Annotated in this window: 9 protein-coding genes; 7 read left to right on the top strand and 2 right to left on the bottom strand. The window is 44.4% G+C overall.

Annotated elements, in window-relative coordinates:
* The first annotated feature begins 32 nt into the window (after positions 1–32).
* Together OCU46_RS10965 and OCU46_RS10960 are read left to right on the top strand one after the other, a co-directional pair.
* Positions 33–1,118 (top strand): ABC transporter ATP-binding protein, encoded by a 1,086-nt coding sequence (locus tag OCU46_RS10965; protein ID WP_141272058.1) that lies wholly within the window; start codon positions 33–35, stop codon positions 1,116–1,118.
* A 64-nt stretch (positions 1,119–1,182) separates the two neighbouring features.
* Positions 1,183–3,327 (top strand): alpha-galactosidase, encoded by a 2,145-nt coding sequence (locus OCU46_RS10960; protein WP_141272059.1) that lies wholly within the window; start codon positions 1,183–1,185, stop codon positions 3,325–3,327.
* Between the two features lie 51 nt (positions 3,328–3,378).
* On the opposite strand, the gene OCU46_RS10955 is transcribed toward OCU46_RS10960, so the two are convergent.
* Positions 3,379–4,611 carry an MATE family efflux transporter gene (locus OCU46_RS10955; protein ID WP_420918552.1) on the bottom strand — a complete coding sequence of 411 codons (1,233 nt, stop codon included), beginning with the start codon at positions 4,609–4,611 and terminating at the stop codon, positions 3,379–3,381.
* 406 nt (positions 4,612–5,017) lie between these two features.
* Between OCU46_RS10955 and galM the strand changes: the two genes are divergently transcribed.
* From galM to OCU46_RS10935, 4 genes are all read left to right on the top strand, one after another.
* Complete coding sequence (gene galM, locus OCU46_RS10950; protein ID WP_141272061.1) at positions 5,018–6,088, top strand: galactose-1-epimerase; 1,071 nt, start codon at positions 5,018–5,020, stop codon at positions 6,086–6,088.
* 359 nt (positions 6,089–6,447) lie between these two features.
* Entirely contained in the window at positions 6,448–7,362 is a 915-nt protein-coding gene (locus OCU46_RS10945; protein WP_141272062.1) for a carbohydrate ABC transporter permease, read from the top strand.
* Positions 7,362–8,210, top strand: coding sequence for a carbohydrate ABC transporter permease (locus tag OCU46_RS10940; protein WP_141272063.1), 849 nt, complete (start codon positions 7,362–7,364; stop codon positions 8,208–8,210). The genes OCU46_RS10945 and OCU46_RS10940 overlap by 1 nt, the downstream gene beginning before the upstream one ends.
* Positions 8,211–8,245: 35 nt before the next feature.
* Positions 8,246–9,472, top strand: coding sequence for an ABC transporter substrate-binding protein (locus tag OCU46_RS10935; protein ID WP_141272064.1), 1,227 nt, complete (start codon positions 8,246–8,248; stop codon positions 9,470–9,472).
* A gap of 48 nt (positions 9,473–9,520) precedes the next feature.
* Here the strand turns inward: OCU46_RS10935 and OCU46_RS10930 are convergent, their stop codons facing one another.
* Positions 9,521–10,522, bottom strand: coding sequence for a substrate-binding domain-containing protein (locus OCU46_RS10930; RefSeq protein WP_141272065.1), 1,002 nt, complete (start codon positions 10,520–10,522; stop codon positions 9,521–9,523).
* Between the two features lie 435 nt (positions 10,523–10,957).
* Here OCU46_RS10930 and OCU46_RS10925 point away from each other — a divergent pair, with 435 nt between their 5' ends.
* Positions 10,958–12,262 carry a dicarboxylate/amino acid:cation symporter gene (locus tag OCU46_RS10925; protein WP_141272066.1) on the top strand — a complete coding sequence of 435 codons (1,305 nt, stop codon included), beginning with the start codon at positions 10,958–10,960 and terminating at the stop codon, positions 12,260–12,262.
* The last annotated feature ends 63 nt before the right edge of the window (positions 12,263–12,325 follow it).

The following is a 12,325-nucleotide window of genomic DNA, read 5'->3' as shown; positions in this document are numbered from 1 at the left end:
TTGATTAGATTGAGGCCAACAAGGAACGAGTAATGGCGAACATAAAACTGACCAACCTAGTTAAATCCTTTGGTGATACTGAAATCATCCATGGTGTTGATCTTGATATTAAGAATGGTGAATTTGTGGTTTTTGTTGGCCCATCAGGGTGCGGGAAATCCACCTTGCTTCGCCTAATTGCAGGGCTTGAGGAGATCACCTCTGGTATTCTAGAGATCGATGATGAAGTGGTTAACGAGGTCGATCCTGCCGAGCGTGGTATTGCTATGGTCTTTCAAACCTATGCCTTATACCCTCACATGACTGTTGAAGAGAACATGGGTTTTAGTTTGCGTATGAACGGCGTTGATAAAACCTTGATCTCAGAAAAAGTCATGGCGGCAGCAACCGCTTTGCAGTTAGAGAGCTTACTGCATCGTAAGCCTAAAGAACTATCCGGCGGTCAACGTCAAAGGGTGGCTATAGGCCGTGCGATTGTGCGCGATCCCAAGGTGTTTTTGTTTGATGAGCCTTTATCAAACCTCGATGCAGAGCTGCGTGTAGATATGCGATTGCAGATTGCTTCTCTACACGATGAGCTTCAAAACACTATGGTTTATGTTACTCACGATCAGGTTGAAGCGATGACACTGGCGGATAAGATTGTGGTGTTACGTTTAGGCAATATTGAGCAGGTAGGCTCTCCCTTAGAGCTTTATAATCGACCAGCCAACGAATTTGTCGCAGGGTTTATTGGCTCACCAAAGATGAACATGTTGCCTGCTGTTGTGGTCGATATGGTAGACAATAGTGCAACGATACGAACCCCTGATGAGCAAGTGTTTTCAATTCCCGCAGATGTGAGCTCTCTTGAACTTGGCGATAAGGTGATTTTTGGCGTTCGCCCTGAGCATCTGTCTATTGAACAAAATGGCGAGCACACTCTTCAGTTTATTACTCAGGCCGTTGAGCGCTTGGGCAACAGCACCTACTTATTTGGTCAAGTGGGTGGCTATGACAATTACAAGGTGCATGTCAGTGGCGACAAAGAGATTAAGCGCGGCGATGAATTGCAGCTAAGCTTTGATACTGATAATTGCCATCTATTCTTTGAGGGTAACTGTATTACTAACCTTTAGCCTACCGTTATCTATGATGCCGCGATCATGAGTGAGTTCTTGTGATCCTGTCAAAGGAGTCACTGTGTCTCAAGAACTATCTCACGATTTTGTGCAGCTAAATAGCCAAATATCTTCCCTAATCGTTAGGTTATCGCCTGCTCCAGAGATTGTTTACTGGGGCAAGGCTATCCTTGATTTAACCTCAGAGTCTGAGATTTTAGCCATCATCGATAGAGCTGTATCCCAAGCGAGACTAGATGTGGATGTGCCTGTCACTCTTTGTCCTGAAATCGGACGCGGTAGTTTCGGCTCCTCTGGACTTGAGGGGCACCATCAAGGCAATAACTGGGCCCCTGTATTTCAATATACAAGCCATACCCTCAATGGAGAGAGGTTGACGATTGAATGTAAGGACGAGCTTGCTAAACTTTCCATCACAATCGACCTGCAGCTCGATAGTCAAAGCGGTGTGCTCAGTAAATCAATCAGCCTCAGAAATCACAACAAAGCCGACTATCAGCTAGAAAAACTAGCACTCACGATTCCTATTCCTTATCGAGCCAAAGAGGTCATGTCATTCTCGGGTCGCTGGAGCCGAGAGTTTCAATCTCAGCGACATAATATTGAGCATGGCGCTTTTACACAAGAGAATCGCCGAGGGCGTACCTCCCATGAATACTTTCCTGGCTGTATTGTCGGCAATAAAGCCTTTACTCATCAAACAGGAGAGGTTTGGGCTTTCCATCTTGGCTGGAGTGGGAATCATCACTGGCGAGTAGAAGCCAAAAGCGATGGTCGGCGATTTGTGCAAACGGGTGAATTGCTGATGTCTGGAGAGGTGAGCCTCAAGCACGGTGAAAGCTACACCTCGCCGACACTCTATAGCTCTTATAGCTGCAGTGGTCTTAATGGATTACGAGCTGAAAATCATCGCTTTGTTCGTCAAAATATCTTACAGCTTGACCAAGACAAACCTCGCCCAGTTCACCTAAATACATGGGAAGGTATCTATTTTGAGCATGATCCTGACTATATTTGCCAGATGGCAAGTGAAGCGGCTCAAATGGGAGTCGAACGCTTCATCATTGATGATGGCTGGTTCAAAGGGCGTAACAACGATAAAGCCGCATTAGGGGACTGGGTTCTAGATACAGCGAAGTACCCTAAGGGGCTGAATCCTGTGATTGAACACGTAAATCAGCTGGGTATGGAGTTTGGTATCTGGGTTGAGCCAGAGATGGTAAACCCTGACTCGGATCTATTTAGAGCACATCCAGAATGGGTGTTAAGCACGCCAAGGTACCCATTGACGACAGGGCGTAACCAATTGGTGCTCAATCTACAAATACCCGAGTGTTTTGAATACTTGTACCACTGTCTTGATGACTTATTGAGTCAGCATAATATTGCCTACGTTAAGTGGGATATGAACAGGGAGTTGCTTCAGCCAAGCCATAAAAGGAAGGCTGCTGTTCGAGGGCAAACCTTAGCTTTCTATCGCTTAGTGGACAAGCTAAGAGGGGCGCATCCTAAGGTTGAGATAGAGTCATGCTCTTCTGGCGGTGGTCGAATGGATTATGAGGTGCTAAAGCGTACACATAGGTTCTGGAGTTCGGATTGCAATGACGCCCTTGAGAGGCAAACTATACAACAAAATATGAGCCTATTTTTTCCGCCGGAGGTGTTAGGCACTCATATTGGTCCCGCACACAGTCACACCACGCGTCGCCAACACAGCATCAATTTACGAGGTGTTACTGCACTGTTTGGGCACATGGGAGTAGAGCTAGACCCTGTCAAAGAGAGTGAACAAGAGCGCAAGGCATTTGCCAAATACATTCAACTACATAAACAACATCGAGAGTTATTGCACAGTGGCCATTCGTTTGTGCTTGATAGTTGTGATAAGACGAGAAATGCATACGGTGTTTACGACGATACTCAGTTGTTACTGGCTATCTGTCAGAAGGCGATGCCAGATTATTCATTACCTGAGCCCGTTTTATTGGATATGCTTGATGAAGATGCACTTTACCAGCTAATTCTATTGGAGCTTCCAGAGCATGGGGAAGGGATAATGAAGCATTACCCCAATTGGATTGAACAACTACGATCTAACGAAGAAGTAAGGGTGCATGGCAGTGTGCTAAAGCAAATTGGATTGTCACTGCCAATACAAGACCCAGAGACCTGCTTATTAATTTACTTTGTGAAATGTGAATCTTGATCAGTTATGTATTGAGCTAAAAGGGCGAACTCAATGAGTTCGCCCTTATGTTTAAATCAGCTTAAATCGTTCCCAAACTCGGGAGCGCCAGCGAAATGCCATGATAATACCGCGAATCCACTCATCTGCTGCTATAGCCAGCCATGCGCCAATAACACCCAAGCCAAAGTAGATACCAAATACGTAGGTAAGCCCTACACCAAATCCCCACATGCACAAGATGCCAACTTGTACTGGATATTTCACATCACCGGTGCCTTTAAGTGCAGAGATAAAAATGAGGTTAAATACACGACCACCTTCAAGCAGTATTGAGCCGAGCATTAAACCTGCTCCGAGTTTAATCACTTCAGGATCTTCAGTGAAAATGCTAAGCAAGGTTTCACTGCCAAGATAAAAGAGCGTACTTACACCCACTGAGGCGAGAAAGCCCACAACAAAATAATTCTGCACCTTGACCAATATGCTGTCATTCCAACCTTTGCCGACAAAATAGCTGGTTTGGATCTGACTGGCTTGTCCCAACGAAAGAGAAAAAGCAAAGGTAAAGCGAGCCAGATTCTGTGCATAGGTAAATGCAGTCAGAGACGCTGTGCCCATCTGCACAACAAAATAAATAATCACCATCTGAGATAGGTTATACGAGAGGATCTCTCCAGCATTCATCACCCCTAGACGCAGTATCTTTTTATAGGTTGATGAGAGCACCTCTGTGGCTTTGCTTAACCTAGGTTTGAGATCTTTCTTGATCAGCAGATACCACATACAGATCGCTCCAAGTAGTTGGCTGATTACTGTGACTGTTGCCACCCCAGGTACACCATAAACAGGTAAGCCAAATGGAGAGTACAAAACACAGTAGTTACCAATAACGTTTAACACGCCAAATACGAGATTGATCAGCATTGGGGAGCGTGAGAAGCCATGGCTACGCAATATAGTGGAAAAGACCACGCTGGTGGTGACAAAACCTGCACAGGTACCACTGATGATCAGGTATTGGTTTGCGTACTCAGCAACTTGTGGTTCAAGACCAAATAGTCCAACTATATTGTCTGAGAATAAGAAGAATAGACTGCCAAGAATAATGGATACGGCGAACCCCAGTATAACGCTCGCAATTCCCACATGCTCTGAATCCGAGGAGCGTCCTGCACCATTGTACTGAGCGATTAAGATACCTGTGCCTGTGCTCACCATCATAGACACAATGATGATAAAGAAACTGATCGGCGAGATAACGCCAACTGCAGAAACCGCAAGATCTGAGTAACCACTTAGCATAAACACATCGCTGGTGTTCAAGGCATTGCGTAATAATGCCTCGACAAATATCGGCCAAGTTAAGGCGACAATATTCATTCGTTTATTCATGGTTTGCGAGGAGTCTGACATAAAATGAGCACAGGATTTGAATTGGTGCGCAAGTATACAGATATCATAAATTTGATGCATTGATTAAAACTCGGTTTTATCAAATTTAGTAATGAGTGGTAGTGAGGTATTGATAGCTACGATGTTGGTTTTTGAAGCTAGCCAACAAACTACAAAAACAATGCGTGATGACTTCGCCATAACCACAACCAGAATAGATACCTGCTGAGTGTTTATTGCTATCTTTGATTGAAAAGAATATCGATTTTACGGGGTTACCAGCACGTAAAATGCACATTTTAAAGGATAGAGTTCAATGACCATTTCACATGCTCATTTATTAGAGAGTCTGAGCAAAGGGGTTGCCAGCGATGGAAAACCTGCACACGTTTATCAATTAAAGAACAGCCATGGCATGGTAGCGACGTTTATGGATGTAGGAGCGACATGGTTGAGTTGTCAGGTTCCAGTTCGTGATGAGATGCGAGAGGTGCTTTTAGGCTGCGATAGCATGGATAAATTCAATCAGCACTCCGCTTTCATGGGAGTGACGGTAGGGCGCTATGCTAATCGAATTGCCAATGGCCAGTTTAAAATTGATGACATTCCCTATCAGATAGAGGTGAGTGAAACCGGTCATATGCTACATGGCGGTAAAATTGGCTTTGATAAATATCGTTGGACTGTTGATTCTGTATCTGAACAGCGTATCCAGTTTTCAATCGTCTCAGAGGATGGCGATCAAGGCTTTCCTGGGGAAGCTAAAGTGTCGGTGACTTATGAGTTAACTGAACTTAATGAAGTCAAGATCAGCTACACAGCAACGACAAACAAAGCAACCTTGATGAACTTAACTAACCACGCATATTTCAACTTAATGGGCGCTGATTCAGGGGAAGATTGTCTGGGGCATGTACTGAGTATTAATGCTAGTCGGTTCTTACCAACGGATGAACTTGGTATCCCAACAGGAGAGATCCGTGATGTCTCAGATTCTGGCTTTGACTTTTTATCACCTAAAGTGATTGGCCAAGATCTGCTTTTGGATGAAGAGCAGCAGTCCTGCAACGGCTACGATCATTCATTCTTGCTAAATGAAGACTGTTTAGAAGGAGAATGCGGGGCAACCGTTACCTCACCAGATAGCTTGTTAACCATGAAGATGTTCACCACAAAACCTGCGGTGCAACTTTATACGGGTAATTTCTTGCAGGGCACTCCAAACCGTATCGGAGGGGAATATGATAGTTTTGGCGGTGTTGCACTAGAGACTCAATACCTTCCTGACAGCCCTAACCATCCTGAGTGGCCACAGCCTAGTTGCGTACTTAGGGAGGGGGAGATTTATAGCCATAATACTACCTATCAGTTCCTCAGTAATATGTAGTTTTTCTCGCAATTTCTTTCGAATCTAGAGGCACGTTGTAGTGCCTCTTTGCATTTCTGCTCAACAGAAAACCCTATAGCAATTTCAATAGCTTATCACTTAACATTTTTCTCAATAAATGGCGAGAAAACTGCCACATAGGTAACAAAACGAACGCTATCTGATATCGACCTATCAATCGGGGTCTACACTCAAATCATTGTTGCAGGGCTCGGCCATAAACGATTGACTCTTTGTTGATAACCTTTTGCTTAGATAACTAGGCGTCAAGGTTCTCGCCGCAATTAAATCGTTTCTGACTCGAGCAAAATTCAACCGCAAAAGGTCAACAGACCCTAAGTGATTTTTGGAGTATCGATATGCAGCCATCTCTTACGAATGAGACTGCAAAAGATCGCCCTCCGGTAAGCAAAAAAAAGGCAAGTTCAAAACTCTCGCCGTGGCTGTTTCTGCTGCCGGCGTTATTGGTGTTCTGTGTTTATGTTGTTTACCCGATCTTTCAGAGCATCTGGCTTAGTTTTTTTGAATGGGATGGCCTAGGAGAAAAGACTTGGGTCGGCCTTGATAATTACATAGAGCTGTTTGATTCAGAGGCGTTCTACACCTCTTTGAAAAACAATACCCTGTGGTTAGTGTTTTTTATGCTAGCCCCTCCGATAGGATTGCTGATCGCCTTGTTTCTCAATCAACAGGTGAGAGGGATCCGCGTTGTTAAGTCTCTATTCTTTTTTCCTTTCGTTATCTCTCAAGTTGTCGTTGGCCTTGTATTTGCTTGGTTTTACGACCCTTCGTTTGGTCTGTTTAACATCGCAATCGGTGCCCTAGGCTTCGACCCTATTTCTATTTTGGCGGATGAAGACTTAGTTACCTACGGGATCATAGCCGCTGGTCTATGGCCACAAATATCCTACTGCATGATCTTGTATTTAACGGGGTTAAATAATCTCGATCCTGAGCAGATCGAAGCCGCTCGTTTGGACGGAGCCAAAAGCTGGCGAATGTTGTGGTTTATCGTTTTGCCTCAACTCAGGCCCGCTACCTTTATTGCCATCGTTGTCACTGTGATTGGCGCACTGCGTTCATTTGACTTGGTTGCCACTATGACAGCGGGTGGCCCTTGGGGCAGTTCTACCGTACTTGCCTACCAAATGTATGAAGAGTCGATTTTTAATTATCGAATGGGATATGGCGCATCGGTAGCTGTGGTGCTGTTCCTGATTATGGATATCTATATCGCTTACTTTTTATGGCGCATGCTAAGGAGTGAGAAGTAATGTTTCCTAAACCAATTCAAAAATCAGGAGCGTTCGCGAGCATGAGCTATCGTGTGGCTCTGCCTATCGCATTGGTCTTGTGGCTGCTTCCTTTAATAGCCGTAATGCTCACCTCTATACGCTCAATGGATGATATCAATAAAGGGAATTATTGGGGCTGGCCAGAAGATACGCAGATGGTCGAGAACTATACGCAGGTCTTTACTTCTACGGCGATGGGTGACTACCTGCTTAATAGTCTATTGATCACCTTGCCAGCAGTTGCGGGCGCAGTGGCTCTATCGACCTTGGCAGGATTTGCTCTGGCTAAGTACCGTTTTTCCGCAAATATTTGGATTTTTGCTTTATTCATCGGCGGCAACTTTGTGCCGTTTCAAATCTTAATGATCCCTGTGAGAGATTTAACTATTTCGTTTGGTCTTTACGACACCCACTGGGCTCTGATCTTCTTTCATATCGCCTTTCAAGCCGGATTTTGTACGCTGTTTATGCGCAACTTTATTGTTGGGATTCCCGATGCATTGATTGAAGCTGCGCGGGTAGAAGGAGTGAAAGAATGGCGCATATTTTGGTATGTGGTGTTGCCTTTAGTAAGGCCAGCTCTAGCGGCCTTAGCTGTGCTGGTATTTACCTTTATTTGGAATGATTTTTTTTGGGCGCTAGTGCTGGTGCAAAGCGATGAAGTGAGGCCGGTAACAGCAGGCTTGAGCTCTTTGCAGGGACAGTGGTTAGCGTCATGGCAATTTATGTCAGCTGGAGCCGTCGTAGCCGCGATTCCCCCAGTCGTGCTGTTCTTTACTATGCAGCGACACTTTATTGCTGGCTTAACCCTAGGAGCGACCAAGTAATTCGGTCGATTAGTTAATAATAAGGACTAACAACTATGAAATACGTGAAGCTACTCTCTGCCAGTATAGCCTTGAGCGCTATGCTGGGAACTTCAGTTCATGCAAGAACTCTGGTCATCAACTCTGATGCGTCAGATCCGGCTCCAAAAGAAGCATGGGCAGAGATTGTTGACCGTTTTGAAAAGGCCAACCCAGAGATCGAGGTGAAATATAATCTTTATGACCATGAGTCTTACAAGACCACAATTCGTAACTGGCTAGTGACTTCTCCACCGGACGTGGTGTTCTGGTATGCGGGTAACCGTATGAAAACCTTTGTAGATCGTGGCTTGTTTGAAGATGTCAGTGATATTTGGAAAGACAATAATATGGTGCAAGACTTCGCTTCTGCAGCGCCAGCAATGACGGTTGATGGTAAGCAATATGGTGTGCCATACACTTATTACCAATGGGGTATTTATTATCGTAAAGATATCTTTGACAAACATGGTATCGCAGAGCCAAAAACATGGGATGAGCTAAAGGCGGCATCGGCTAAGCTAAAAGAGAATGATGTCACCCCATTTACCATAGGGACTAAATATCTTTGGACTGCAGCCGGATGGTTTGATTATCTCAACTTACGTACCAATGGCTTAGATTTCCATATTCAGTTAATGGACGGCAAAGTCCCTTATACCGATGATCGCGTGAAGAAAACATTTGAAAACTGGGCTGAGCTGGTGGAGCCTGGCTATTTCTTGAAAAATCACGCGTCCTATTCTTGGCAAGAAGCGCAGCCTTTCTTATATAACGGACAGGCTGCAATGTACCTAATGGGCAACTTTATTACACCAAACTTCCCTGAAGAACTCGACGGTAAGATGGGCTTCTTCCAGTTCCCAGTGATCGATCCTGCAGTAGGTATGGCAGAAGATGCTCCAATGGATACCTTGCACATTCCAAGCAAGGCGAAAAACAAAGACGACGCGCGCTTATTCTTAGAGTTCGTGGCACAAGCTGAGAATCAGCAGTTAATTAATGAGTTGCTGCTTCAGATCCCAACCAATAGTAAAGCCAAAGCCAAATCTGATCCGTTCTTGGATAAAGGTGTGGCAATGCTTGCCGCTTCCGATGGTACTGCTCAGTTCTACGACCGAGATACCGACCCAGCAATGGCTAAAGAAGGGATGAAAGGCTTCCAAGAGTTTATGGTACACCCTGATCGCATTGAGAAAATCTTAGAGAGACTAGAGAAAACAAGAGCTCGCACCTTTAAATAGCGAACTCGTGTAAGTTAGGGCCCCTTCTAGATAGCAGAAGGGGCTTTTTTATTTTATAGAGCTTACAGAATCACGTTTCACTAGCGTAGGGGAGAAACGCAATGGGTGCTCTGAAATAGGGGCATCACTGGCTAGGCGTAAAGCCAGTTCAGTGGCTTTCTCTGCCATTAACTCGACAGGATAACGAATCGTAGTCAGGCGAGGCTTCACATAGCGGGCAATTAGACCATCATCAAAGCCAATAATAGAGATGTCTTCTGGGGTTAAAAGGTGGTTCTCATCCAGTATCGACATAGCGCCAGCGGCCATGTAATCGTTATAGGCAACCACGGCGGTAATAGGTAAAGACTTAGCAAGTAGATTGGTCATCGCCGCTTCTCCGCCACGGTTGTTTGGGTTACCAAACTCGGTGTAGTGTTCGGGAAGCACTTGATTGTGATCAGTTAGTGCATCTTTATAGCCATTAATACGTTCTTCTGTATCGGAGATAGCGTGTGATGAGGCGATGCACGCAATTTGGGTATGCCCTTGCTTGAGTAAATACTCTGTCGCTAAGTAGGCGCCTTTATAATTATCCAGAGAAATGCAACGAGAGCTAATGGCTTCGATATGCCGATTGATTACAACCAAGCCTTTTACCTCGTTGGCATAGTCAATCAATTCTTCGTCAGTCAGTCCTTTTGCATGGATGACCAGTGATTCACAGCGACTGTTAATCAGTAGTTCCAAAGCTTGGCGTTCTTGCTCTCTATCATGATAGCCATTACCGATAAGAATGTGCTTTCCATTCTCTCTAGCGACTTTATCTACCGCACCTACTAGGCTACCAAAAAATGGGTCTGCGACATCACTGACCAAAACACCGATAGTATTAGTGCTTTGGCTAACTAGCGCTCGTGCATTGGCATTGGGTCTATACCCAAGTGATTTCATTGCCGTCGTTACTGATTGCACAGAAGCTTTGCTAGCTTTAGGGCTGTTATTGATCACTCTTGATACGGTTGCGACCGAAACTCCGGCTAATTTTGCGACATCTTTTATGGTTGCCATACACTGCGTCCTAATAGTTCTTCATTTCATTAAACGGAGAAAGTGTAAACGAATCAACATAAACCGAGTCGTGAAATCATTTTATGAGATAAGTCTAATAAAAATAACGTTCTAAGTATTGTAAACGTTATCAGTGACAGGGTGCTGATCACCTGGTTGCATGGTTTTTGTGCTGAAGAGTGCGCTAGCTGGTTAATTATTGTATCACTGTGATTTTATAGACATTTACTGCTCGATATTTGCACGTAAATGTGTTTTTTTTGTAAAAATACAGTGTTGGGAGCTCTTTTAAGTTGTGATGTCTTGTGATCTAGATCGCGTTTTTATTTTTTTTAAGCCAAATGATAATAAATATCACCTATTCGCCTGCTAACCTGCTCGCGACTTTGTAGCCGTTCAAAGCAAAAATTATAAGATAAATAGGAGTGTTCATAGATGAATACTGATAAGAAAATGTCACTGACCGCCCGAGTCATTCTCGGTATGGGTTTAGGGATCCTGACAGGCTTTATCATTCGATTAGCTTTTAGCGAAAACCAGTTTATTAATAACTATCTAGTCAATGGACTATTTGATGTAGGTGGTTCAATTTTTATCGCTAGCTTGAAAATGCTTGTTGTGCCTTTGGTGTTTGTATCACTTGTTTGTGGTACTAGTTCACTTAAGGACATTGCCACGCTAGGCCGTCTAGGTGGTAAGACAATCGCGTTTTACTTAGTAACTACGATGATCGCAATCTCAATGGCGATCTTCATGGGTACTGTCTTCCAACCAGGAGCTGGTGCAGACCTTGCTGCTGCAACAAGCTTTACTGCAACTGAAGCCCCATCACTGGGTCAAGTTATAATAGGCATGTTCCCAGAGAACCCAATTAACTCAATGGCACAGGGCAACACCCTACAGATCATTGTGTTTGCAGTATTGTTCGGTATCGCGATCAGTGCTTGTGGTGAAACTGGTGAGCGTGTAGCTGCTGCATTCCAAGACATCAACGAAGTGATCATGAAGCTAGTAGCGCTTCTAATGAATATTGCACCATACGGTGTATTCTTCCTGATGGCGAAGCTGTTCACCACAATTGGTCTTGGCGCAATCATGAACCTAGGTGAGTATTTCCTAGTTCTAACTGCTGCACTTCTGATTCAAGGTCTAGTGGTTTACCCATTGATCTTGAAAGCAACAACGGGGCTTAACCCGCTTAACTTCCTGAAGAAGATGGAAGATGCGGTAATGTTCGCATTCTCAACAGCATCTTCAAACGCGACGATTCCAGTAACTATGGAAACCGCAACTCATCGTTTAGGTGTTAAGAACCGCGTAGCCTCTTTCACTGTACCTCTGGGTGCAACCATCAACATGGATGGTACTGCTATCATGCAGGGTGTGGCGACTGCCTTTATCGCTCAGGCGTTCAATATTGACCTAACTATGGGTGACTACCTAACGGTTATCCTAACCGCTACGCTAGCGTCTATTGGTACAGCTGGTGTTCCTGGTGTAGGTCTAATCATGCTGGCCATGGTATTGAACCAAGTAGGTCTTCCTTTGGAGGGTATCGCTCTAATTATGGGTGTTGACCGTCTGCTTGATATGATTCGTACCGCGGTGAACATCACTGGTGACAGTGCTGTAACAGTTATCGTTGGTAAGTCTGAAGGTGCATTGGATGTAGACACATTCAACAACCCTGAAGCGGGTAAGAAAGAAGAAGAAGTTCATCTTCACCCAGTAAGAGACTAACTTATTGATTAAGTACTAAAGGGAGCCTAGGCTCCCTTTTTTTGTATCGATTACAATACAAAA

The organism is Vibrio comitans (assembly GCA_024346835.1).
GTDB classification, from domain to species: domain Bacteria; phylum Pseudomonadota; class Gammaproteobacteria; order Enterobacterales; family Vibrionaceae; genus Vibrio; species Vibrio comitans.
Note: the sequence above shows the minus strand (reverse complement) of the source record. Positions and strands in the feature narration are given on the sequence as shown.